Below are 24758 nucleotides of genomic sequence, written 5' to 3'. Positions count from 1 at the left end.
ATACCATCGACGGATGAGCACAGGCGAGCTCTCGGCCACCCAGGCGCGCACCCGCGGTGCGATCATCGAGGCCGCCGCCGCAGTCCTGGCTGACGACCGGACCGCGACGTTGCCCGATATCGCCAAGGCTGCCGGGGTCGGCCGCACAACGGTGCACCGCTACTTCCCCGACCGGGAATGCCTGATCACAGCGACAATTCTCGACTCGGTGCAGGTCGTGACGAACGCCGTGGCCGCTGCCGCACCCGAGGAGGGTTGCGCGATCGAGGCGATGCGGCGCGTCATCAACGCGATGATCTCGGTCGGTAACCGCCTGCTGTTTCTGTTCGACGACCCCAACGTTCTCCGCGGCCTGCCACCCGAGGCGGTGCCCGACAACAGCTACCTCACCACCCTGATCGAACGCGGCCAGGCCGAAGGCGTCTTCGATCCGGAGTCGAGCACACAATGGCTCGAACACGCGCTCTACGGTCTGGTCATGTGGGCCTGCCAGGACTCCAAGGACGGGCTCATGCCACAGCATGCAGCCGCTCCGGCCGTCATCCGCACATTCGAGCGCGGAGTACGCTGCCGCGACTAGATCAGCGCGCCACGAACTCCTCGGCGAGGAACTCCAGCAGTACCTTGTTGAACTCTTCGGCATGGCTGATCGGGATCCCGTGGGGTCCGCCTGCGATCACGTGAAGCCGGCTGTCACGCAACGCCTCGTGAGTGCGCAACCCGGATCCCGCCAACGGCACAGTCGCGTCGGCGTCGCCGTGAACCACCAGACTGGGCACCGTCACCCGGGGCAGGTCCTCGCGGAAGTCGGTATTGCCGAAAGCGGTGAGGCAAGCGAGCGCGGCATTCTTGCTGGCCTGACCGCACATCGCCAGTGCCTGCTGACGTTGGTCCTCGCTGATCGCCAGTTCCCCGTTGGCCGAGAATACGTCGGTCATCATCTGGTCGTAGAACGCGTCTTGGTTCTTCGTCAAAGACATCGCCATCTGGGCGGCCTCCGCCTTTTTCAGCGGCCCGTCGGGATTGTCGCGGGAATGCAGCAGGTACGGAGTCACCGACGCCGCGAACACCGCACTGCGCACCCTTGCGGTCCCTTTGCGGGCACAATAGCTGGCCACTTCTCCTCCGCCCATGGAGAATCCGACCAGAGTCGCATCGCGTAGATCCAATTCCTCCATCAATGCCGAGAGGTCATCTGACAGCGATTCGTAGGTATAGCCCACCAACGACGTGTCACTGCGGCCGAAACCTCTTCGGTCGTAGGTGATCACCCGGTAACCGGCAGCTACCAGGGCCTCGACCTGTGGAGCCCAGGACTCCCCGGTGAGCGGCCAGCCGTGGATCAACACCACGGGTCGTCCGTCACCGCCGGTGTCCTCGACGTGCAGATCGATTGAGCGAAGCAGTCCTCGATACGCGGTGATCGCCGTCATGGGCAGCGTCTCCCTCCAGCTGGGCTCGGCAAACGAAGCTCTCCGGACAGCATTCTGCGTCCAGAGATCGTCCGGTCGTTCAGTGCATTACCCAGTCGCCGCCGGCCAAAACCTGCCTCAGCCGGACGTCACGCGTTCCGGTGGTTCATTTTCGCCAGAACAGGTGATGGGTGACCGCGCCGCCGGGGCTGGGGACGACGTCATGGTGGAACCGGTCGTTCAGCTCATCGGGTGACTCCCACAGGCGGGACCCGCTGCCCAACTCGACCTGCGACACCGCCACGTGCAGGGTGTCGATCAGGCCTGCGTCCAGGAACTGCCGGACGGTGGCCGCTCCCCCGCCGAGGCGCACGTCCTTGCCCTGCGCGGCCGCCCGCGCCTGCTCCAGCACGGTGACGGGATCAGCGTTGACGAAATGGAACGTGGTGTCGGACAGCGTGAATGACGGTCGCTCGTGGTGGGTCATGACGAAAACCGGGGTATGGAAGGGCGGTTCCTCACCCCACCAGCCCTGCCAGTCGGCGTGATCCTGCCACGGGCCGCGGTAGGGACTGAACTTGTTGCGGCCCATGATCTCGGCGCCGATGTTGTGGTGGAAGTCCCGGGTGAGGTAGTCGTCCAGGCCACGACTGCCGCCCGGCTCGGTCCGGTTGGGCCAGCTGGCCGTGGCGCCGGCCCAAGCGAACATCGTCCCGGGATCGGCGTGACCGAACGGGCGCTCAAAGCTCTGGTTCTCGCCGGCGCCGTATCCGTCGCCGGAGACGTTGAAGTTCTGGACTTTGAGCAGTTGGGCCACGTTGTCTCTCCCGTTCGGTCAGCAGTGGATGCTGATTGGACTCGAGACGAGGGTAAAACTCATCGCTCGGACCAGGCGGCTACCGCGCGGCCTCCAGTTGGCGACGGACCTCGAGCCGCCGGAGCTTTCCCGACGACGTACGCGGCAACGATCCGGGCGACATCAGCACGACGTCGGCGGGCGTGACACCGCACACCGACACCACCCGCCGGATGACGGCACTGCGGGTGGCGTCCTGTTCGGTCCCGATGAACTCTGCCGCCACCAGCAGACGCGATTGTGCAGCACCGGATTCCGTGCCGACAGCGACGACCGCTCCCTCACGGACACCGTCCACCTCGCCGACCACCTGCTCGATCTCGGTGGGGAAGATGTTGCGTCCGGCGATCGTGATGATCTCCTTGGAACGCCCACAGATCACCAGTGCACCGTCGACGAGGTAACCGATATCGCCGGTCGGGAACCACTGGCCGTTGCTGCCGGCATCGGCGGGGGGATCCCCCAGGTACGACGTCATCATCGATGAGCCCCGGATCTCGACTTCGCCGGCCGTGCCGGACTCGTCGTGCGGAGACGGGACGATGCGGACCTCCATGCCCGGCACCGGACGGCCCAGCAGCGCGTAGCGCCGGCCGGTGTCGGCGGCGTCCGGAATGTCGATGCGCAGACCTTCCCCTGGTGCTGGAATGGTCACCGCGCACGTCGACTCGGCCATGCCGTAGGAGGGCGCCATCGCTCCCGGGTTGAAACCGAACCTGCTCATGCCGATGGCAAAACGATCGACACCGGCACAATCGACGGGTTCACCCCCGTTGATCGCAATCCGCACCGCGCCGAGGTCGACATCGGAGACACGGTTGGCGAACCGGCCGAGCACCGAGTATCCGAAATTCGGCCCGGCAGTGAAGGTCGCCGACGATTCGGACAGCCACTCGGCCCATCGCAGCGGCGCTGCCGAGAAGGCGCCCGTCGGGGCGAGCCACAGCGGCATACCGGACATCGTGGACGCCAACACCATCGCCAGGCCCATGTCGTGATAGATCGGCAACCACGTACACCCGACATCGTTGCGACTCAGGGACAATCGTTGCGTTACCGCCAGAAGGTTGTTGAGCACAGCCTCGGGTGTCAGCACCGCCGTGCGCGGGGTGCCGGTGGATCCGGCGGTGCCCTGCAGGATGGCCACGTCTGCGCTGTCGGGATACCGCAGTTGCGTCGAGTTCGGTGTGCGTGCGGCGTCGGCTACATCGCAGACGGTCAGCGAAGAGCCTGCATCCCGCAGCAGCTGCAGGGTGGCGCCGTAACTGAACACCGTTGTCACGCCGATGCTGCTGAACCGCGACAACGTCGCGCGCGCCCACTCCGACGGTTCGGCGCCGCGCTGGGGACGCGGAAGGATGGACACCCCGGCGCCCGCCAGCCACGAACCCTGAATGGCGGCAATCAATTCCACCGTGGGTTCGCCCACCAGCCCCACGGCGCCGGGCTGATCCCGGTTCAACAGGTAGGCCGCAATGTGCTCGGCGATCCCGTGCACCTCGGGCCACGGACGGCGCTGCCAGCTGTCGCTGTCACGATCCAGGACCACCAGGTCGTGCGGCGAGCCGACCATCGCCTCCCGCAGCGCTCCTGCGAGCGGGTTCACGCTGCGCTCCTGCGGTCGATCACGGACTGCAGATCGCCGACGGTTCGGCAGGTGATGAGGTCTTCCTCGCTGAGCTGAACACCGAACTTCTCCTCGATGGTCACCAGGCCCACCGCGAACGAAACCGAATCCATCCCGAGGTCGTCGACGAGACGTGTACTGGCACTGAGTGACTGACATGGCAGTTCGAGATCGTCGCGCAGGATCGAAATCAGCCCGTCGGTCACAGTGGGCGATGTGGATGAATTGGTAGCGGTCATATGTGAGTAACCGGCTGGTCGACGGGACCCAGCCTCACCTTTCATTTGCGGTATCGGGTCAATTGATTCGATGGAACCGACTGTCGGTCAGCCGGATTGACGATTTGGTACTCAGGTCATCCATTTGCGGGCGGTGTCCCGGTCGAGTTGGTAGAGCGCCATCCTGCGGTTGGACATCTCGTGCTCGCCGAGGAAGCGGCACCCGGCGAACTCACACAACCCACGCACCGTGGTGTTGCGGTGATCCGGGTCGAACATGATCCGCTCACAGTCGGGGTCGGCGGCCAGGACGCTTGCGACGATCTTGGGCAGCAGCATCGGGCCGAGACCCCGGTTGACCAGCTCCTCGTCGGCGATTGCACCGTGCAGACCCAGATCGTGCGGCTCACTGTCATACCGGTCGGCAATGGAATCTTTGGCGGCACGGTAGATTTCGAGGTAGCCACGGTCGACTCCACCGATGCTCAGAATGAGCGGCAGCGAATAATCGCCCTCCACCTGCGCTTTCAGATGGCGGCGCCAGCGCCCGACCGGCCAGTCGTACTCCCAGGTCTCGGCCAGGTGCGGCCGATTCATCCACTCGGCGATCAGGACAGCGTCGCTGTCCGTGGCCACCCGAATCGCGCTTGGCCGCAACAGTTGTGGAACCGGCGGAGGCGGGGTGCGCCGCACGGCATCGGAAACGTTCTTCAGCTCCCGTGGAAGCACCGGGTACTCCGTCGGGTGGTTGTCGCTGCGCGTCAGAGATTCGGCCACGAAGCCCTCCACCCGGGATGGCGCGTCGGTCACGCCGTGCGCTGCATTCGAGGGAATGCCTTACCAGTTGCGCTGTGCTGCAGCACTTCATCGCACGTCAAATGCCATCCCCCTATGTCCGGCACAGGCCGGAGCGCGCCACCCATGTGTGTGCGGCACACCCCGACCCGCAGCCTCCTCAGATCAGCGAGGGTGACATTAACCAAAACTCTTCCGACGGTGGGGAGTCCCTTTCGGTACACAGGCCGGGCTCTGATGAAACCCAAAACAACCGTCAATATTCGAAACAGTTTCAAAAGTGCAGTACAACAGCCCTTTCCGCACCCACTGAACGGACTACGGGCTTCAGATCGAGGCGGGCATAGCCCTGCCGGCAGGGGACGGCGGATGCGATGCGATCTGGTCAGTCCCGCGAATGCTGTGGCGAAGCGGGTGGGCCGGTTGTGGTCGACTTTCTCCGCCGAACGGCTCGTCTCAGCCAATCCCTTATCGACGCAGCCGCACCGTATGTGGGCTATCCCACACTCCGCGGGCTGATCCGGCGTCACGGTGCCGGCGGCGAGCCCCAGATCGCCTGCAGCATTGCGATCGTGTCCAGTGTCTCGGCGACATCATGAACTCGCATGACATCGACGCCGGCCGACCATGCGGGCGCGACAACGGCCAGCGATCCCGCCAGTCGGCCGTCAACAGCGCGTCCGGTGACATTGCCGACGAACGACTTTCGGCTCACTCCCAGTAGCACCGGAAACCCGTGATTGCAGAGATCAGGAAGGCTGCGCAACAACTCCAGGTTGTGCTCGACGGACTTGCCGAACCCGATACCCGGATCGATCCACACCGGAGCAGCGCCGCCGGCAGCAGCCGCTTGTGCCACACCGGTGAGAAAAGACGTCACCTCGCCGACCACGTCTTCGTACTCCGGAACCACTTCGGGGAGCACTGGCACCGTGTGCGAGTGCATGCTCACATACCCCACCCCGAGCCGGCCGGCAACATCGTAGAGCTTGCCCGAGACGTCATTGACGATGCAGGCGCCGGCCAGTACCGCCTCTTCGGCCACCTCGCGATTGCGGGTGTCCACCGAGACCGGACCCAGGTGCGCTAGTTCGACAACAACGGGGAGTACCCGAGCGAGTTCCTCGTCGACAGACACCGGTGTGGCCCCCGGTCGAGTGGATTCGCCACCGACGTCCACCGCCCACGCTCCAGCCTCGAACATGCTCTGGCCCGCCGCGATCGCCAGTGCGGAGACATCGAATCTACTGTCGGCCCAGAAGGAATCGGGGGTGGCGTTCAACACTCCCATCACCCGCATCCGGGCTGGGCTGGACCGTGCGTTCATCACGGTCTGATCAGGCAGACAGTTCCGGCGACCAATACGCCAGCATCTCCGCGAACGTTTCGAAAGCCGGTCTCGAAACACCGTAGGGCGCTTCAAAATGCACGCTCAACGGGAAGCCGAGGTCCACCACCCCGTCGATCACCCGCTTGTAGAGGTCAACCAGCGCTCTTCGTTTGACGTCGGGCTCACTGGTGGCGAGTTGCCGAACGAAGGCCTGCTCCCGAGCAACGGCGTGATTCCCGGGGTCCTGGATCAGCCAATCGATGAGGCCCACCCTGCTCTCCAACCTCGGCACGAAACCGAACGACAGCAGAACCTCTGGCCGGCGGTCGCTTTCCACGGCGAATCGCTGCAGAAACTCGATCACCGCGTCCGAGTACAGCAGCTGCGTCATGGCGAACGTGGCGCCCTGATCGCACTTGAAAGTGAAGCGACCCTGCTCGGCATCGCGGGTCGGGATCAGGATCACCCCGCGGTTCGCGACAAGGCCGTCGAACTTGGCCAGGGCGTCAGTCGGCGTGACGCCGGAGCCTTCACCGTCGCTCATCGTGCGCGGCACACCGACGAAGATCACGCCGTCGAAACCCGCCGCGCTCAAATCCGTCAGCCGATCACGCAGTACCGGTTCGTCGGAGAACGAGGTGACCTGTGTGCACAAGCCACGCACACCCGGAAGCTCTGTTTGGATCGCCTGCCAGTAATCCAGAACGTCCATCTTGGGCTTCATCTCAATGGGGCGGTCACCATCCTCGGTGATCATCGCCGGGAGCATGACGTGGCCGAGACGTCCTGCCATGCCGCTCTCCGCGGAGAGCCGCGCCACCTTTTGCGCCTCCTCCAAAGCGTGCTCGACTCCGAGGTCAGTGTTGGGTGGCACCAACTCGAGCGCGACGGTGTTCAAGGGCACAGGTTTCTCCAAAGCAGCCACTGCACTATCCGACGACGACCAGAAGATCGCCACCTTCAACCTGAGCGGTCTGCGCGACCGCGATTCTGTTGACCGTGCCGGATTCAGGCGCGGTGATGGCGGCTTCCATCTTCATGGCCTCGATGGTCGCGATGGACTGGCCGGCTTCGACCACCTGGCCCTCGACGACATTGACCGAAACCACGCCCGCGAAGGGCGCACCAACATGGGCGGAGTTGTTCCGGTCGGCCTTTTCGGCCACCGGAACCTCGCTGGCTATGCTGCGGTCGCGCACCACGATGGGCCGCAGCTGTCCATTGAGGATGCACATCACGGTGCGCATTCCCCGCTCATCGGCTTCTGAGATCGCCTCGAGCCCGATCAGCAATTCGACACCGGGATCCAGTTTGACCCGATGCTCCTCGCCGTGGCGCAGACCGTAGAAGAACTGATTGGCGCTCAATCGTGAGGTGTCACCGTACTCGTCGCGGTGCGCCTCGAACTCTGCTGTGGGCCCGGGGAACAACAACCGATTGAGAGCCTGCTGCCGTTTGGGCCCCGGCGCGGCCAACAAGGTTTCATCCTCAGCTGACAGATCCTGGACTGGCCTGACCGCCCCTCGTCCCTCGAGCGCCTTGGTGCGCAAGGGTTCCGGCCAACCACCCGCAGGATCTCCGAGTTCGCCCCGCAGGAAACCGATCACACTGTCCGGAATGTCGTACCGAGCCGGGTCCTGGGCGAACTCCTCGGCACGAATGCCCGCTCCGACAAAGGACAAGGCGAGATCCCCCACCACTTTGCTCGACGGGGTGACTTTCACCAACCGTCCCAACATCCGGTCAGCGGCAGCGTAATTCGCTTCGATGTCCTCGAAGCGGTCACCCAGGCCCAGAGCAATGGCCTGCTGCCGCAGGTTACTCAGCTGTCCGCCGGGGATTTCGTGGGTGTAGACCCGTCCGGTCGGAGCGGGCAACCCTGATTCGAACGGAGCGTAGACGCGGCGCAGCGCCTCCCAGTACGGCTCAAGGTCACACACGGCGTCCAGAGACAATCCCGTGTCGAACTGGCTGTGCGCGGCGGCAGCCACGATCGAAGAGAGCGACGGCTGACTTGTGGTGCCGGCCAACGGGGCTGCGGCACCGTCGACGGCATCGGCCCCGGCGTTCCACGCCGCGACATAGGTGGCCAGCTGTCCACCCGGAGTGTCGTGGGTGTGAACGTGCACTGGCAGATCGAACCGTGATTTCAGAGCGCTCACCAGCGTGGCCGCGGCGGGCGCACGCAACAGGCCGGCCATGTCCTTGATCGCAAGCACATGCGCGCCGGCGTCGACGATTTCCTCGGCCAGCCGCAGGTAGTAGGCGAGCGTGTAGAGACGCTCGCCCGGATCTGAGAGGTCCCCGGTGTACGACATTGCGACTTCAGCGATGGTCGTGCCCGTGTCGCGGACTGCATCGATGGCAGGACGCATCGAATCCACATTGTTGAGCGCGTCGAAGATCCGGAAGATGTCGATCCCGGTCGCCGCTGCCTCGTCGACGAACGCACGCGTCACTGTCTCCGGATAAGGCGTATAGCCGACAGTGTTGCGGCCCCGCAACAACATCTGCAGACAGATGTTCGGTAGCGCTTCGCGCAACGCTGCCAACCGCTCCCAGGGATCCTGCTTGAGGAACCGCAGGGCGACATCGTAGGTCGCACCGCCCCAGCATTCGACGGATAGCAACTGCGGCATCATCCGCGCAATGTACGGAGCCACACGTATCAGCCCGCTGGTGCGCAACCGGGTGGCCAACAGCGACTGATGTGCATCACGAAACGTGGTGTCGGTGACGCCAATTGCCTTGCTGTCGCGTAACCAGGCGGCGAACCCTTCGGGGCCGAGTTCAACCAGCCGCTGTTTGGAGCCGGCGGGCGCAGGCGCGGTCAAATCGCACTCTGGCAGCTTGTCGCGCGGGTAGACCGCCGACGGTCGCGGGCCGTGCGGCTGGTTGACCGTGACATCGGCGAGATAGTTGAGGATCTTGGTGCCACGATCCGCGCTACCACGCGCGGTCAGCAACTGGGGACGTTGCTCGATGAACGACGTCGTCACCCGCCCTGCGGTGAAATCCGGATCGTCCAGAACGGCGGCAAGGAATGGGATGTTCGTTGCCACCCCGCGAATCCGGAATTCCGCAACAGCGCGACGGGCCCGCGCCACCGCCGTCGGAAAGTCACGCCCGCGGCAGGTCAGCTTCACCAGCATCGAATCGAAATGCGCGGTCACCTCGGCGCCGAGGTTGGTGCCCCCATCGAGCCGCACACCGGCACCGCCGGGTGATCGATACCCGGTGATCCGTCCGGTGTCAGGGCGGAAACCGTTGGTGGGATCCTCGGTGGTGATGCGGCATTGGAGCGCGGCGCCGCGAATCTTCAATGCGTCCTGGGAGAGTCCGAGATCGGACAGCGATTCCCCGCCGGCGATCCGCAGCTGGCTCGATACCAGGTCGACATCGGTGATCTCCTCGGTCACCGTGTGTTCGACCTGAATCCGGGGATTGCACTCGATGAAGACGTGTTGGCCCCGCTCATCGAGCAGAAGCTCGATAGTGCCCGCACAGGAGTACCCGATCTGGCGAGCAAACGCGACGGCATCGGCGCAGATCCGTTCCCGCAGTGCGGGATCCAGGTTGGGCGCGGGTGCCAGCTCGATCACCTTCTGGTGTCGCCGCTGCAGGCTGCAGTCACGCTCGAAAAGATGGATGACGTTGCCCTGGGTGTCAGCCAGGATCTGTACCTCGATATGCCGCGGGTTGATCACGGCCTGCTCAAGGAAAACGGTGGGGTCACCGAACGCGGACTGAGCTTCCCGGCTGGCCGCCTCGATGGCTTCGCGAAGTTCGGCCGGTTCGTTGACTCGGCGCATGCCCCGACCGCCGCCACCGGCAACGGCTTTGACGAACACCGGGAAGTTCATCGATTCCGCAGCGGTCAGCAGTTCGGAGACCGAACTCGACGGGGCAGACGAGGCTAGCACCGGTAGGCCTGCCTTGCGGGCCTCGGCGATGGCGCGTGCCTTGTTCCCCGTCAGCTCAAGTACATCAGCCGACGGACCCACGAATGTGATTCCCGCCCGCTCGCATGCCCGTGCCAGCTCGGGATTCTCGGACAGAAATCCGTACCCGGGATAGATCGCATCCGCGCCCGCCTCCAGGGCAACCCGGATGATCTCGTCGACCGACAGATAGCCGCGGACCGGATGGCCTTCCGCACCTATCTGATACGACTCGTCAGCCTTGAGCCGATGCTGAGAATTCCGGTCCTCGTAGGGATAGACGGCCACCGTCGATAGCCCGAGTTCGTAGGCCGCGCGAAAAGCGCGGATCGCAATCTCACCTCGGTTGGCGACCAGAACCTTGTCGACCACTGTTTCCTTTCAGAGCTTGGGCGAGCTACGCCAAGGCCCGTTGTGGATGCCCGCTGTAGTCACTGAGCGGACGGATGAGCGCGTTCGACGCAGCCTGCTCCATGATGTGGGCAGTCCAGCCGGTGATCCGGCTCATCACGAAAAGCGGTGTGAAGCTGGGGATGTCAAAGCCCATGAGGTAGTACGCCGGCCCAGTCGGAAAGTCCAGGTTCGGCTTGATCTTGGTGGCCGCGAACATGGCGCTCTCCAGCACGTTGTAGATGTCCAGCCACTGCTGCCCGTCGCGCACTGCCGCAATCTGTTGCAGAGCGACCTTCATCGTGGGTACCCGGGAGTCACCGTTCTTGTACACCCGATGGCCGAATCCCATCACCTTGTCCTTGCGGGACAGCTTGCCGTGCAGCCATTCCGGGGCACGGTCGGCCGAGCCGATCTCGAGCATGTCGTGCATCACGGCCTCGTTGGCACCGCCATGCAGCGACCCCTTCAAGGCGCCGATGGCGGCCGTGACAGCGCTGTAGATGTCGGACTGGGTCGAGGTGACGACGCGCGCCGCGAAGGTGGATGCGTTGAAGCTGTGCTCGGCGTACAGAACCATCGACTGCTCGAAAGCAGTGACGATCATTGGGTCCGGCACCTCACCGAAACACATGTTGAGGAAATTTTCTGCGTAGGCCAGGTGGCTGTGCGGAGCGATCGGATCCAACCCGCGCCGCCGGCGCATGTCGGCGGCGACGATGGTCGGTAGAACCGCGAACATCCGTAGCGACTTGGCCATGTTGGCCGAGGGGCTGCTGTCGTCCTCGTCCGGATCCTCAGCACCCAGGTAGCTGATCGCCGTACGCACCACATCCATCGGATGGCAGTTGTCCGGCAGCTTGGCCAGCAGCGACTGCATCGAACGGTCGATGCGACGCGAGGCCCGCTCCCGCTGGGTGAACAAGGCCAGCTCCTGATCGGTGGGCAGCTCTCCGTGCCATAGCAGGTAGGCCACCTGCTCGAAGTTGCAGTGCGCGGCCAGGTCCTGCACCGGGTAACCGCGATAGGTCAGCGTGTTGGTCTCGGGCACCACCTTGGAGATGGCGGTGGTGTCGACCACCACCCCGGCAAGGCCCTTGTGGATCTTCGGCTGTTCGTCGGTAACGGTCATCGTGTCGCCCCTTGCAGCGAAAAGTTGTAGATATCCGAGTCGAACTGGTTGTATTCGGTGTAGCGCAGCAGCTCGTAAAGTCTGCTGCGATGTTGCATCTGGTCCGTGAGGCCGGATTGCGTTCCTGCAGAGTCGATCTCGCGCAAACCGACCTCGACGGCGTACATGGCCAGACGCAGAGTGGTGACCGGGTAGATCACCACGTTGTATCCGATCTCGGACAGCTGCCGAGCGGTCAGCAGTTCGGATTTCCCGAACTCGGTCATGTTGGCCAGCAACGGAACGTCGACCGCGTCCCGGAACTGTTCGAAATCCGCCGGGCTGTGCAGCGCCTCGGTAAAGATCAGGTCCGCACCGGCAGCGGCGTACGCCTTGGCCCGGTCGATCGCTGCGGGAATCCCCTCGATTCCCGCAGCATCGGTGCGGGCACAGATGATGAAATTGGGATCGCGCCGTGCCGAGACCGCGGCCCGGATACGCTTCACCATCTCGGCGGTCTCCACCACGGCCTTGCCGTCGAGATGTCCGCATCGCTTGGGATTCACCTGGTCCTCCAGGTGAAGTCCCGCCAGGCCGGCATCTTCGAGCAGCGTCACGGTCCGTGCCGCGCTCATCGGTTCGCCGAATCCGGTATCGGCATCGATGAACGTCGGAAGGTCGGTTGCCGAGGCGATCTGACCGCCGCGACAAGTAACCTCGGTCAGCGTCGTCAACCCGATATCCGGTAGACCGAGGTCCGCGGAAAGGACCGCACCGGATACGTAGACCCCGTCGAATCCGATCTCGGCGACCAACTTGGCGACCAGCGGAGAGAAAGCACCCGGAAAGCGCAGCAGCCGGCCGGATTCCAACCCGCGGCGGAAGTTCCGGCGCTTCTCGGATGCCGGAGTGGCGGCGCCGAGCAACCCGCTCGCGCTCATCGGAATATCCCCGAGGGGATCGTGGGCGCCTTGTCCAGCACCCGCTGGTCGACCCGGACATTGAGACCACCGAGCCCGCCGGACTTGGTCGTCGAGATGTTCTCGACCGCAGCCAGGAACCGCTTCTGCTCCTCGGCTTCCACGACACCTTCGGCCAGCTCGGCGAACTTGGCAACATACTGCTCACGCTCGAACGGCCGCGCCCCCAGCGGATGGGCGTCGGCGACAGCGAGTTCGTCGACAATCGTCTCGCCGCTCTTGAGAGTGATCACGGCCTTGGCGCCGAACGCCTTCTCGGCCGGATCGTTCGAGTGGTAGCGCCGGGTCCACTCCGGATCCTCGACCGTGGAGATCTTGCGCCACAGCTCGATGGTGTCGGGGCGGTGCGCCCGCTCGGGAGCATACGAGCGCTCGTGGTGCCAGCTGCCGTCCTGCAGCGCAACGGCGAAGATGTACATGACCGAGTGGTCCAGGGTTTCGCGGGACGCATCGGGATCGAATTTCTGCGGATCGTTGGATCCGGTACCGATCACCACGTGGGTGTGATGGCTGGTGTGCAGCACGATCGTGGCGATCTGGTCCAGATCACCGATGCGCTCGCGCATCCGGCGGGCCAGGTCGATCGGTGCCTGGCTCTGGTATTCCGCCGAATGTTCCTTGGTGTAGGTATCGAGGATCGCGCGCTTGGGTTCGCCTGGGCCGGGCAGCGGGACCTGGTAGGTGTGGTTCGGGCCGGACAGCAGCCACGCAATGACACCGTCCTCGCCCTCCCAGATCGGAGCAGGCGAACCCTCACCGCGCATCGCCCGGTCGACGGCCTCGATGGCCACCTTGCCGGCCCACGCCGGTGCGTAGGCCTTCCAGCTGGAGATCAGGCCCTTGCGCGACTGCCGGGTCGCGGTGGTCAGGTGCAGGGCCTGGCCGATCGCGGCGTAGATGGTCTCCGGGTCCAGACGCAGCATGGTGCCCAGGCCCGCGGCGACCGACGGTCCGAGGTGGGCGACGTGGTCGATCTTGCGTTCGTGCAGGCAGATTCCCTTGACCAGGTCGACCTGCACCTCGTAGGCGGTCGCGATGCCGCGGATCAGATCGGCACCACCGACTCCGAGCTGCTGCGCCACAGCGACGAGCGCGGGGATGTTGTCGCCCGGGTGCGAGTATTCGGCGGCCAGGAACGTGTCGTGGAAGTCCAGTTCCCGAACCGCGACGCCGTTGGCCCAAGCCGCCCACTCCGGCGACACCGTGCCTTCGACACCGAACACGGCAGCGCCCCGCGGCGTCTTGTGCGCCAGCGCCTGCGCCCGGGCAACGGTCACCGGACGACGAATCACCGACGCCGCCGACACCGCCGCGTTGTCGATGATCCGGTTGATCACCATCGCCTCGGTCTCAGGCAGCACGGCGACCGGATCGGCGGCGATCTCGGCGATCTTCCAGGCCAGGTGTTCGCTACGCGGAAAGTCCTCGGCGCTGCGCCGGGTTCTGACGTCATGTTCAAGCATGATCCGCACGGTACGCAGGCGCAGTCACCGGGGAAACCACCTGTAAATGCGTATTTTTGTGTCCTTTGGCGTGCGCTTTTGCGAATCTTGTGAAACCAGATCGGGGTAGCCTCGGCAGCGGTGAGCAAGACATTCGCCGGCGCCCGTCTGAGACGGCTGCGAGACGAGAGAGGCCTGACACAGGTCGCGCTGGCGCGTGCGCTGGGACTGTCCACCAGCTACGTCAATCAACTCGAGAACGATCAGCGACCGATCACAGTGCCGGTCCTGCTGGCCCTGGCTGATCGCTTCGACCTACCGACGCAGTACTTCACCCCCGACGCCGACGCCCGGCTGGTGTCGGACCTGCGCGAGATCCTGGCCGACAGTGCGGCCACCGCAACGCAGATCGAGGAACTGGTCGCCCGCATGCCCGAGATCGGCCAGACCATGGTGAGCATGCACCGGCGGTTGCACGACGCGACGGCCGAGTTGGAAGCCGTGCACGGACGAGCCAACCTCGACGCCCAGGCAGGCACGCAGCAGCCGATGCCGTTCGAGGAAGTACGCGACTTTTTCTACGACCGCCGCAACTACATCGATGCCCTCGACCGCGCCGCCGAGGATCTGTTCATCCGCCACCGCCTGCAAATCGGCGGGCTGGACCGGCAGCTGGCCGACCTGCTGTCCACCGAGTTCGGCATCTCGGTGATCGTGGACAACGGAGATGTACTGGGCGCCAGCGTGAAACGACGGTATCAACCCGAAGCCGGAACGCTTCACGTGGCGCGCTGGCTGCTGCCCGGGCAGCGGGCGTTCCAGCTCGCCACGCAGATCGCCTTGCTGCTCCATTCCAAATTGATCGACTCCATTGTCGCCACCGATGACCAATTGAGCACCGAGGCAAGGGATGTGGCCCGTGTCGGTCTGGCGAACTACTTCGCCGGCGCACTGCTACTCCCCTACCGGATGTTTCTGGCCGCGGCCGAAGACCTGCGCTACGACATCGACCAGCTCGCCCGCCGCTTCGAGATGGGGTTCGAGACCATCTGCCATCGACTGTCGACCCTGCAGCGCCCGGACGCCCGCGGCGTCCCGTTCATCTTCGTTCGCACCGACAGCGCGGGAAACATCTCGAAGCGGCAGTCCGCCACGGCTTTTCACTTCTCCCGGGTGGGTGGCAACTGCCCGTTGTGGGTGGTGCACCAGGCCTTCTCCAGGCCAGGCGAGTTCTTGACCCAGGTCGCCCAGATGCCCGATGGCCGAAGCTACTTCTGGATCGCACGGACCTCGCCCTCGGCGCCGAGCAGGTACCTGGGCACACCCAAGAACTTCGCCATAGGGCTGGGGTGTGACCTTGCCCATGCCGACAAGCTCATCTACTCGGTGGGTATCGACCTCACCAACCCTGAGGCCACTGTCCCCATCGGCGCGGGTTGCCGGATCTGTGACCGCCCGGCCTGCCCGCAACGCGCCTTCCCCTATGTGGGCAGGCCTGTCCACGTCGACCCGCAGACCAGCAGCAATCTGCCCTACTCACCGACAACGTGAGCAGGTGTGCAATGCACGAGGTCAATGCGGGAGAATGGCCCGGTGGACTGCGTGGTGGCACGAGAGGCGCTTTCGGCGCGCCTCGATGGGGAGCGTGAGCCGGTCCCCTCTGTGCGCGTCGACGAGCATCTGCGCGGCTGCCCGGACTGCGCCAACTGGTATGACCGGGCCGGCCGCCAGGCCCTGCAACTGCGCGATCTGGCCAATACCGCATTGATCGGGGCGGTGAGTGGACGCCCGGACCGCAGGACCGGTGCGCTGAGCGGACTCTGGGCCCGTATGAGCCGGCACCTGCTGACGACGGCGATCGTCGTCATCGGGATCGCCCAGCTCGGTCTGGCGATCGCTCAGGCCGTCGGCATCAACTTCGGGATGGTTGCCGCACATCACGGGTCGGCCAGTGGAGCCCACTTGCTGAACGAGTCCACGGCGTGGTCGGCGGCACTGGGAATCGCGACCATCGCGATGGCCTTCCGCCGCCGGATCGCGCCCGGTTTGGCCTGCGTACTGGTGGTCTACTGCGGATTCCTCGCCTATTACGTGGTGTCGGACGCGCTGGCGGGACTGGTGACCCCGGTCCGGGTACTGAGTCATGTGCCGGTGGCGCTGGCAGCGATCGTTTCGATCTGGGCGTCGCGCACCAAACGCCCGCACGACCCGTCACCAAAGGCACGTGGTGACGATGACGAATCGGGCCCGGCCGCGCCGACCCGTCGTCATCTGCGCGCAGCGGATGACCCCGCGGCCTGAACCGCTACAACATCACACCGAACATGATCGCCATACCGGCGGCCATCATCGCCCGGCACAGCGTGCCGAAGTGGGAGAACGGCGCCGTCTCAGCACGCTGACGTGCCGCGAAGTAGCGGTACAGCCACACGGCTGCGGCGATCACGAACCCGATGGCCAACAGCCAGTTGACGGCAGGGATCCACAGTGGCTGCACCGACACGTGTTCCATGGCCATCGCCGTGCTGCCGCCACCGTGCCCGGCCATGTGCATCGCGTGCATGTCGTGGCTGCCTGCGGCGACCGTTTCTGCATGGCGCGCAGGCACATTGCCGTTCATGGCGGCATACATCCAGGCCATCGCCAACATCATCGCGGCGTGGTACCCGTCGGCCACCCGTCCTTGAGTCGTCGCGGACCTGACCAATCCCGCCGCGAACCAGACAGCCGCGGCCAGGAAGAAATACATCGGGACGAGAGCGGGCAGCTCGGCCCCACGCGGCCAGGCCATGACCACCATTGCGATGGCCATTGCCAGGTGGAGCAGCTGACTCACCGCAACGCCCGGGCGGCCACGGGAGCCCAGCAAGGCGTAGGTGCACTCGACCGCACTCAGGGCGAACAGCACCGTTACCACCCAACGGAGCGCAAGATCGGCGATCATTCCAGGTCCTGTCGTCAAGAGTGTCGGGCTGCGGTCGTCCTCTGTCGTTGGTCGCAGACGCGGGCGCCGAAGTTCCCGCACCCATCAGCACTACGACACATTGTCGTAGAATCGCATGGCCGCGACGTTTTGTTCGTTTCCGCGGCGGAAGGCCGGTTCGACTATGGCGCGTGTGCGCATGTCCACTGCGGCCGGGGTGTGGCGGGGACGCCTGACACTGCTCGGCATCGTCGCAGGTTGCACTGTGGTGCTGTTCCTGAGCGCCGTGCAGCTGGGAGCCCAGCGGCTGGCCGCGGCGGGGATCGCCGACCCGGGTACGGCCACCAGCGCAGCCCGGTTGCTCGGACACTGGGCCGGCACCTTGGCGGGTGCACTGTGCGTCGGAGCGCTCATCCTGATTGTGACGACCGCGACACCTCGTGACGACGGGCGAATCGACGCGGCGTCCTTTCCGGCGCATCTGCTCGTCGAACGCATCGCCATCGTCTGGGCCTCCTGTGCCACCGCGATGGTCGTCGTCTCGGCGTCCGCCGACGCGGGAATTCCCATCGGCCGGCTTGTCGCCGGCCCCGGCCTCGGCAGCACCATCGCGGCCTCAGAGGTCGCACGCGGCTGGTGCGTGACCGCGATATCCGCGCTGGTGCTGGCCGTCGGAGTGCGCTTCACCCTCCGCTGGATGGGCCACTGCGTAGCACTGCTGCCCGCGTTGATCGGAGTGATCGCGGTACCGGTGACCGGCAACGCCGGACAAGGCCCGGACCATGACATCGCCACGAGCGCCGTGATCGTCTTCGCGGTGGCGGTCGCGGTTCTGGCCGGAACGAAGATCGCTTCCGCCGGGTTGCGAGACACCATGTCTCGACGCCGGATCCAGATACTGCAGCTGATGTGCGGGGCGGTCGCCATCATCTACGGTGCCGTCCTGGCCACGCTGATGCTGCGCGGGTCGCCGATCCTGGAGTCTGCCTACGGGCGGGCCGTGGTGGTCGCCGGGGTCCTGCTGGTGTTGGTGTGGGCCGCAGACGGGGCGCTACTCCTGACGCGCCGTACCCCGTCACGGTTGGTCGACACCGTGTCTGCGGGCGCGATGGTCGTCGTCACCGCGGGGTTGGCGCTCGCCGCGAACAGCGTTCCGCCCCGGTTCACCGTTCACGAGTTCTCTACGTGGGACATCTTTTTGGGCTATCAGCTCGACGCACCCCCGAGCCCGCTCACCCTGATCACCGAGTGGCGCTTCGATCCGCTGATCGGGACGGCAGCCATCATGCTCGCGCTCGCCTACCTCGTCGCAGTGGTGCGGCTGCGGCGACGAGGTGACCAGTGGCCGGTGGGCCGCACGATTGCCTGGTCTGTGGGTTGCGCCGCCTTGCTGATCACCACGAGTTCCGGAGTGCGTGCCTACGGATCGGCGATGTTCAGCGTGCACATGGGTGAGCACATGGCGCTGAACATGTTCGTCCCGGTGCTGCTGGTGCTCGGCGCACCCGTCACCCTGGCTCTCCGGGTGCTGCCCTCCGCGCCGAAGGGTGAAACGCCTGGCCCCCGCGAATGGTTGGTGTGGTTCGTGCATGCGCCGGTGACGCGGTTTCTGTCGCACCCGGTGACGGCATTCATCTTGTTCGTCGGGTCGCTGTACCTCGTCTACTTCACCCCGTTGTTCGACACCTTGATCAGGTATCACTGGGGCCACGAGTTCATGAGCGTGCACTTCCTGCTGACCGGCTACCTGTACTACTGGGGAATCATCGGCATCGACCCCGGGCCGCGGCGACTTCCCTTCCTCGGACGGCTCGGGCTCCTGTTCGCTGTGATGCCGTTCCATGCCTTCTTCGGTATCGCCACCATGACCATGACGTCATCGCTGGGCGAGAGCTTCTACCGGTCTGTCAATCTGCCTTGGTTGCAGAGCATTTCAGATGACCAACACCTGGGCGGCGCCATCGCGTGGGGGTCGAGCGAACTGCCGGTGCTCATCGTGGTGATCGCACTGGTGGCCCAGTGGGCACGTCAGGATCGCCGGGCGGGAGCGCGGGAGGACCGGCACAGCGATCGCGGGTACGACGACGAACTCGATGCCTACAACGCGATGCTGCACGAGCTGTCCCGCACCCGGCGCTGAACCGCGCCCCAGGTTGAACCGATTCGGCCGGACCGAGTGGCCCCGAATCTAGTCGGCGGCGCCAGAACCGCAGGTGCAGTTGCTCCCGCAGGTGCAGTTTTCGCACTTACAGTTCGGGTTGTCGCACTTCGCCGACTCGACTGTTTCATTGCTGGTCATGCATATGAGGCTACGCCCAGCAGGTCCCGATGAGGCCGCAAAAGGAACTAATCCCACCGTGTTCCCGACCAATGACTGGGGCCATCGAGATCCACGCCGCACGACCATCCGCCGATCCCGCAGGTCACCGATCGACAGAACCACGAGACCTAGCCAGAGGATGTGCTGCGCATGTACCAGCCGCACCGGTTGCCCGCGCCCCGTGTCGAGTTGTGGGACTGGCAACAGCACGGTAGGTGTCGAGATGCCGACCAGGCGTTGTTCTTCGGCGCCGACGGCGAAGACCGGCGCACCCGGACCGGCAGAATTCAGCGGGCCAAGCAGTTGTGCGAAGATTGCCCCGTCATCTCGGCGTGCCGTGACCATGCCGTCGCCGCAGCCGAACAGCACGGCATCTGGGGTGGCCTCACGCCTGGCGAACGCAATGCGATGCTCACCGCCGGACGGCCAAATGCGTTGATGAGCGGGGTATCTGGGTGACATCGAGCGAGATCACCGGCACGGTCGAGACCGAACTGCGGGCCATCGAGCGCCGGGTGTTCGAGGATGTGTGGATCGGCCCCGCTCGGATCCGGGTGCTGGCAGGACTCGCCACCGCCCTCGCGGCGGCGGCCGTGGCACTGCGGGTCGCAGGCGAAGCACCCGCCGGTGCAACACGCAACGGGCACTGGATCTCGCTGGTGGCGATCGCCCTGTTCACCCTCGCGGCTTCGGTTTCGGCTGTCGCACTGGTGCGGCGCCGGTTTCGGTGGTGCTGTCTTGCGACGTGCGCGTCAGCGCTGGCCACCGTCGACGGCGCAGGCGCGTTCTGGTGGCATCACACCGCACACACCGCCTCGTGGGTTCCGGCGGCGCTGGGCACGCTGAGCGCTGTGGCGCTGACCGCGACCTGGTTGGGTGTCTGTCTGGCCCCGCTGGACTCGTCTCAGCCGGACATGCGTGCCGCGCCGGCCGGCGCAGGCGACTGAACGTCCGAATCCCGCAACGGGTTCGCTTGGACTGTTCCGTAATTGCGTAGCCGCAGGCTGTTCGACACGACGAGGAAAGACGACACTGCCATCGCCCCTCCGGCGATCAAGGGGTTCAGCAGACCTGCCGCGGCGATCGGGATTGCCGCGATGTTGTACCCGAAGGCCCAGATCATGTTGACCCTGATGGTCCGCATCGTCGCACGGGCCAGACCCAACGCCTGCGGTACCGAATCGAGGTTGTCGCGGACGAGGATGATGTCAGCCGCGCCGATGGCCACATCGGTTCCCCGGCCGATGGCCAGGCCCAGGTCGGCGCAGGCGAGTGCGGGACCGTCATTGATCCCGTCGCCGACCATGGCCACCACCCGGCCCTGGTCGCGCAGCTTCTCGATCGCACCGACCTTGTCCTCGGGCAGCACCTCGGCGACCACGTCGTCGATGCCCACGGCCGCACCGATCGCGGCGGCCGTGGCAGCGTTGTCGCCCGTCAGCAGCATGGTCTTCATGCCCTCGGCGTGCAGGTGCGCGATGGCACCGGCCGCCGAGGGTTTGACGGCGTCGGCGACGCAGATGGCACCGCAGACGGTGTCACCCGATGCGACGAACACCACCGTCTGGCCTTGTGATTCACCCGACCTGCGCGCAGCCGCAAGATTGGCGGGCATCACACGGTTCCGGGTCACCCAGGTGGGACGCCCGACGATCACCGCCGCACCGTCCACGGAACCGGCCACACCGTGGCCGGCGAACGCCTGGAAATCCTCTACTGCGGCGACGTCACGGTCCGCCCATGCGGTGACGATCGCATGGGCCACAGGGTGTTCGGATGCCGACTCGACTGCTGCCGCATATCCGAGAACTTCGTCCTCGCTCCATCCGTCGGCCGCCACCACCGCGATGACCTGAGGCTGTCCGGTGGTCAGGGTGCCGGTCTTGTCGAATACGACCGTGTCGACGGCGCGGATCGCCTCCAGTGCGCGATGTCCCTTGAGGAAGATCCCCAGCTGGGCACCTCGGCCCGACGCCACCATCATCGCGGTCGGAGTGGCCAGCCCCAGCGCGCACGGGCAGGCGATCACCAGGACGGCCAGGGCGGCCGACACCGCTCGGTTGACATCGCCGTCGACCAAGAGCCAGCCGATGGCGGTGGCCGCCGCGATCACGAGCACACACGGCACGAAGACCGAGGCGATCCGGTCCGCCAGCCGCTGCGCATCGGCCTTCTGCGCCTGCGCCTGCTCCACGAGGCGAACCATCCCGGCGAACCGGGTGTCCGGCCCCACCGCGGCGGCCTCGACGATCAGGCGGCCATCGAGGACCACGGTGCCGCCCACCACGCTCGAACCCTCTTGTGTCTGTACCGGTTTCGACTCTCCGGTCATCGCGCTGACATCGACTGCCGCCGCGCCGCTCACCACGAGACCGTCGGCGGCGATGGCCTCACCGGGACGGACGACGAAGCGCTGGCCCTCCTTGAGCTCGTCGGCGGGCAGGACGAGTTCGCTACCGTCGGCGAGCAACACCGTGACCGACTTGGCGCCCAGGGCCGCGAGCGCCCGAAGCGCTCCCCCGGCGCGTGAACGGGCCCGCGCCTCGAAGTAGCGGCCGGCGAGCACGAAAACCGTTACCCCCGCGGCGACCTCGAGGTAGATGGCGTCGCTGCCGAGGAGCGCCTGCCATACGCCCGCCGCGTGATAGGTCTGGTGGTCGAAGAAGATCGTGTACATCGACCACACGGTGGCGGCCGTGACGCCGATGGAGATCAGGGTCTCCATGGTCGAGGTTCCGTGCCGGGCGTTGCGGAGCGCACTGCGATGGAACGGCCATGCGGCCCACGTGACGATCGGTGCCGCCAACGCGGTCAGCACCCACTGCCACCCGGCGAATCGGGTGTCGGGCACCACGGCAAACATCACCGAAAGATCTGCGAGCGGGATGAACAACACGGCGGCGATCGCCAGCCGCCGAAGCAAGCTGCGGGCATGATCGGCATCGGGATCGGCGTCGGTCGTGGAGCGCTCGACGCGGGGCGCGGCCTGATAGCCGGCCCGCTCGATGACCGCGCACAGTTGCTCGACACTCGTGTCTTCGGTGGCTTCGACAGTGGCGACGCGTGTGGCGAAGTTCACTGACGCGCGCACGCCGTCGACCTTGTTGAGTTTGTTCTCCACGCGGGCAGCGCAGGCCCCGCACGACATTCCCGTGACGTCCAGCGCAATGCGCTGGACCGCCGCTTTGTCGGGGACAGTTGCTGTTGTCACCACCACTCCCAATTGCTCACTCGCCACGTCGGTGCCCTATGTCAGCGACACGTCACCAGATAGGTAGTCGCTCGAGCCCGATGCCGAGTTCCCGGGCGTCATCGAATAATGTCGTTGGCTGTGACTACCGAACGCGGCGAGGACCACGTTACGCGGCTGGCCTTCGCCGCCGGCCGCGGTGATTCGGCGGCGCTCGAGCAATTCATCCGGGCCACCCAGACCGATGTCTGGCGAACCGTCGCCTACCTGGGCGATTCCGGATCGGCCGACGACCTGACGCAGGAAACCTTCATGCGCGCCATCACGGCGCTCCCCCGGTTCAGTGGCCGCTCGTCCGCCCGTACCTGGCTGCTGTCGATAGCTCGGCGTGTGGTGGTCGACCAGATTCGGCACAAGCAGAGCCGGCCGCGGACCCAGCACGGAGTGGACGTCGAGCAGGTCCTCGAAAGCTACCGCCCGATCGGTGGCTTCGAGAAGATGGTGGAGATCCGCCTCCTGCTGGACGGACTGGATCCCGACCGGCGGCATGCGCTGTTGCTGACCCAGGTCCTCGGACTGTCCTACGCGGAAGCCGCCGAGGTCTGTGGCTGCCCGGTGGGCACCATCCGCTCACGGGTGGCGCGGGCCCGCGAAGATCTGATCGCGGCAACCGAGCGGGACGACCGCACCGGTTAGGTGAGGCGACGCCGCCGGCGGTGTTGGCGCCATCCCACCACGACGTCCACGCCCACGAAGGCGGCCAGGCTTACCCCCAGCAACGGGATGAACCAGCCGACGGCGGCCGCCACGAGGACCACCGCCACCGCGACACCGGGCGGTAGTCCGGTGAGGACACCACGACGGGGCGCACGGCCCAGCGGCACCCGCCCGCCGGTGGGGCGGCGGTGCCACCACAGCAGGTAGCCGCGCACGATCACGGTGACCAGTGCGACGGCAAGGCCCAGCAACACGAGCTGATTGGCGATCCCGAACAGCAGTCCCATGTGCAGCTGAATGCCCCATGCGGACAGCTTCGCCGCCAACGGCCAGTCGGAGAACCACGAGGTGTCGATCACCGTCGCGGAAGTTCCGTCGACGGCCACCGCGTTGTTCGACATCACCCAGGGCTGCCGAGTCTGCGTCACGGTGAACGCGGTGCCGGTGTGGGCGGGAATGCCGACCTCGACGGCGCCTCCGACACCGGCGTCCCGAGCCGCCTTCAGCACCCGGTCGATGTCACCCACCAGAGGCGCGTCGGCCCCGTCGGCAGTGACGGGTGCCGGGGCGCTGTGATGCCCTTCGTGGCCGGATATCTCGACTGCCGGCGCGCCCCCGATCGCCGTCGACACGGTCGGTGTCGTCCATGACAGTGCCGCCCGCAGAGCGGTGACGTTCTCCCCGGCGAACCGGGACCAGGTGAGACCTGTCGCCGACAGGAACAACAATCCCACGGCAATCCAGATCCCCACCGCCCCATGCCAGTTCAGCGTCCGCGACCGGCCCCGCAGGGAGCGGTCGAGCGTCAGCAGCCGCGGCTCGGTGTCGCCGCGGCGGGAGCCACGCCGGTACCTGCCCCACCACAGGACGCCCCCGGCCAGCGCGATCAGCCAGAGCCACGACGCCGCGAGTTCGCTGTACATGCGACCGGGTTCGCCGAGATGCAGGCTGCGGTGCAACTGATCGATCCAGGTTCTCAGTGGCAGTGCACCGCTGCTGCCGTAGACCGTGAGCTCGCCGTGCGAGGCGGCTGTCACCGGGTCGACGAACACGGCATGACGTTCGGACTCACCCAACGACGGATCATCGAACATGACCCGGGTGGTCTGACCGGGCCCGAGTGCCGGGCGCACGGCGGTGACCGCCAGGCCGGGTCGTTGGGCCTGGGCGGCCCGGACCTGTTCGGCGACCGGCAGCATGTCACCGCTGCTGTGGGTCTGAAGCTGATCGCGGTAGACGAACTGCTCGATGGTCGGAGCGATGGCGTAGAGCCCACCGCTGATCGCGGCGATCAGCAGGAAGGGCCCGACGAAGATCCCCGCGTAGAAGTGCAGGCGCAGCAGGAACGCGCCGTAGTGCGCCGTTCGCACCGGTGCCGAGATCGGCGACTCCGGCGCCGGGGTCTCATCTGTGGCTGTCGACGGGTTCTCGCCCATGGCTCCTCAGCGGTCGAACGGTCCTCGATAAGAGTGGTCGTTCGCACCGGGCCGACAGTTCCCGACAGAT

General features: G+C 65.8%; 21 protein-coding genes. 7 read left to right on the top strand and 14 right to left on the bottom strand.

What is annotated here, in order from left to right; all coding sequences use genetic code 11:
- Positions 1-13 precede the first annotated feature (13 nt).
- Positions 14-580 (top strand): TetR/AcrR family transcriptional regulator, encoded by a 567-nt coding sequence (locus tag ACNQR1_RS14430; RefSeq protein WP_418046905.1) that lies wholly within the window; start codon positions 14-16, stop codon positions 578-580.
- 1 nt (position 581) lies between these two features.
- On the opposite strand, the gene ACNQR1_RS14425 is transcribed toward ACNQR1_RS14430, so the two are convergent.
- From ACNQR1_RS14425 to prpD, 11 genes are all read right to left on the bottom strand, one after another.
- Complete coding sequence (locus tag ACNQR1_RS14425) at positions 582-1433, bottom strand: alpha/beta fold hydrolase (RefSeq protein ID WP_418046904.1); 852 nt, start codon at positions 1431-1433, stop codon at positions 582-584.
- 145 nt (positions 1434-1578) lie between these two features.
- Entirely contained in the window at positions 1579-2229 is a 651-nt protein-coding gene (locus ACNQR1_RS14420) for a dihydrofolate reductase family protein (protein WP_418046903.1), read from the bottom strand.
- Between the two features lie 79 nt (positions 2230-2308).
- A complete protein-coding gene (gene mbtM / locus ACNQR1_RS14415) occupies positions 2309-3874 on the bottom strand; it encodes a long-chain-fatty acid--ACP ligase MbtM (protein WP_418046902.1) in 1566 nt (521 codons plus the stop codon).
- Entirely contained in the window at positions 3871-4179 is a 309-nt protein-coding gene (locus ACNQR1_RS14410) for an acyl carrier protein (RefSeq protein WP_082957603.1), read from the bottom strand. Before ACNQR1_RS14410 ends, mbtM begins: the two co-directional genes overlap by 4 nt.
- 66 nt (positions 4180-4245) lie before the next feature.
- On the bottom strand, positions 4246-4842 hold the full coding sequence (locus ACNQR1_RS14405) for a GNAT family N-acetyltransferase (RefSeq protein WP_418050368.1): 597 nt from the start codon (positions 4840-4842) through the stop codon (positions 4246-4248).
- A gap of 592 nt (positions 4843-5434) precedes the next feature.
- Positions 5435-6235, bottom strand: a complete 801-nt coding sequence (gene folP / locus ACNQR1_RS14400; protein WP_418046901.1) for a dihydropteroate synthase — start codon at positions 6233-6235, stop codon at positions 5435-5437.
- A gap of 10 nt (positions 6236-6245) precedes the next feature.
- A complete protein-coding gene (locus ACNQR1_RS14395; RefSeq protein ID WP_418046900.1) occupies positions 6246-7142 on the bottom strand; it encodes a mycobacterial-type methylenetetrahydrofolate reductase in 897 nt (298 codons plus the stop codon).
- Positions 7143-7167: 25 nt separating this feature from the next.
- On the bottom strand, positions 7168-10551 hold the full coding sequence (locus ACNQR1_RS14390; RefSeq protein ID WP_418046899.1) for a pyruvate carboxylase: 3384 nt from the start codon (positions 10549-10551) through the stop codon (positions 7168-7170).
- Between the two features lie 25 nt (positions 10552-10576).
- Positions 10577-11701 (bottom strand): bifunctional 2-methylcitrate synthase/citrate synthase, encoded by a 1125-nt coding sequence (locus ACNQR1_RS14385; protein WP_418046898.1) that lies wholly within the window; start codon positions 11699-11701, stop codon positions 10577-10579.
- Positions 11698-12621 (bottom strand): methylisocitrate lyase, encoded by a 924-nt coding sequence (prpB, locus tag ACNQR1_RS14380; RefSeq protein WP_418046897.1) that lies wholly within the window; start codon positions 12619-12621, stop codon positions 11698-11700. The genes ACNQR1_RS14385 and prpB overlap by 4 nt, the downstream gene beginning before the upstream one ends.
- A complete protein-coding gene (gene prpD, locus ACNQR1_RS14375; RefSeq protein WP_418046896.1) occupies positions 12618-14123 on the bottom strand; it encodes a 2-methylcitrate dehydratase PrpD in 1506 nt (501 codons plus the stop codon). Before prpD ends, prpB begins: the two co-directional genes overlap by 4 nt.
- Positions 14124-14243: 120 nt before the next feature.
- Here prpD and ACNQR1_RS14370 point away from each other — a divergent pair, with 120 nt between their 5' ends.
- Together ACNQR1_RS14370 and ACNQR1_RS14365 are read left to right on the top strand one after the other, a co-directional pair.
- The gene (locus tag ACNQR1_RS14370; RefSeq protein ID WP_418046895.1) at positions 14244-15653 is read left to right on the top strand and encodes a short-chain fatty acyl-CoA regulator family protein; all 1410 of its coding nucleotides are present in this window, start codon (positions 14244-14246) and stop codon (positions 15651-15653) included.
- Positions 15654-15695: 42 nt separating this feature from the next.
- Positions 15696-16403 (top strand): zf-HC2 domain-containing protein, encoded by a 708-nt coding sequence (locus ACNQR1_RS14365; RefSeq protein WP_418046894.1) that lies wholly within the window; start codon positions 15696-15698, stop codon positions 16401-16403.
- A 4-nt stretch (positions 16404-16407) separates the two neighbouring features.
- Here ACNQR1_RS14365 and ACNQR1_RS14360 read toward each other — a convergent pair whose 3' ends face one another.
- Positions 16408-17046: a DUF5134 domain-containing protein gene (locus ACNQR1_RS14360; RefSeq protein ID WP_418046893.1), complete on the bottom strand. Its 639-nt coding sequence runs from the start codon at positions 17044-17046 to the stop codon at positions 16408-16410.
- 178 nt (positions 17047-17224) lie between these two features.
- Here ACNQR1_RS14360 and ACNQR1_RS14355 point away from each other — a divergent pair, with 178 nt between their 5' ends.
- The 3 genes from ACNQR1_RS14355 (at position 17225) to ACNQR1_RS14345 (ending at position 20292) form a co-directional block, all read left to right on the top strand.
- Positions 17225-19165 carry a cytochrome c oxidase assembly protein gene (locus ACNQR1_RS14355; protein ID WP_418050367.1) on the top strand — a complete coding sequence of 647 codons (1941 nt, stop codon included), beginning with the start codon at positions 17225-17227 and terminating at the stop codon, positions 19163-19165.
- Between the two features lie 330 nt (positions 19166-19495).
- Positions 19496-19804 carry a WhiB family transcriptional regulator gene (locus ACNQR1_RS14350; RefSeq protein WP_418046892.1) on the top strand — a complete coding sequence of 103 codons (309 nt, stop codon included), beginning with the start codon at positions 19496-19498 and terminating at the stop codon, positions 19802-19804.
- Complete coding sequence (locus ACNQR1_RS14345; RefSeq protein WP_418046891.1) at positions 19801-20292, top strand: hypothetical protein; 492 nt, start codon at positions 19801-19803, stop codon at positions 20290-20292. The genes ACNQR1_RS14350 and ACNQR1_RS14345 overlap by 4 nt, the downstream gene beginning before the upstream one ends.
- On the opposite strand, the gene ACNQR1_RS14340 is transcribed toward ACNQR1_RS14345, so the two are convergent.
- Entirely contained in the window at positions 20250-22559 is a 2310-nt protein-coding gene (locus ACNQR1_RS14340) for a heavy metal translocating P-type ATPase (protein ID WP_418050366.1), read from the bottom strand. The genes ACNQR1_RS14345 and ACNQR1_RS14340 overlap by 43 nt on opposite strands.
- A 105-nt stretch (positions 22560-22664) precedes the next feature.
- On the opposite strand from ACNQR1_RS14340, the gene sigC reads away from it, so the two are divergent.
- Complete coding sequence (gene sigC / locus ACNQR1_RS14335) at positions 22665-23231, top strand: RNA polymerase sigma factor SigC (protein ID WP_418046890.1); 567 nt, start codon at positions 22665-22667, stop codon at positions 23229-23231.
- Here sigC and ACNQR1_RS14330 read toward each other — a convergent pair.
- Complete coding sequence (locus ACNQR1_RS14330; protein WP_418046889.1) at positions 23228-24688, bottom strand: PepSY-associated TM helix domain-containing protein; 1461 nt, start codon at positions 24686-24688, stop codon at positions 23228-23230. The genes sigC and ACNQR1_RS14330 overlap by 4 nt on opposite strands.
- Positions 24689-24758: the final 70 nt, after the last annotated feature.

The sequence above is a fragment of the Mycobacterium sp. 48b genome (assembly GCF_048282725.1).
In the GTDB taxonomy this organism is placed as follows: domain Bacteria; phylum Actinomycetota; class Actinomycetes; order Mycobacteriales; family Mycobacteriaceae; genus Mycobacterium.
The sequence above is the reverse complement of the archived record's forward strand: the minus strand, read 5'-3'. Positions and strand labels throughout refer to the sequence as shown.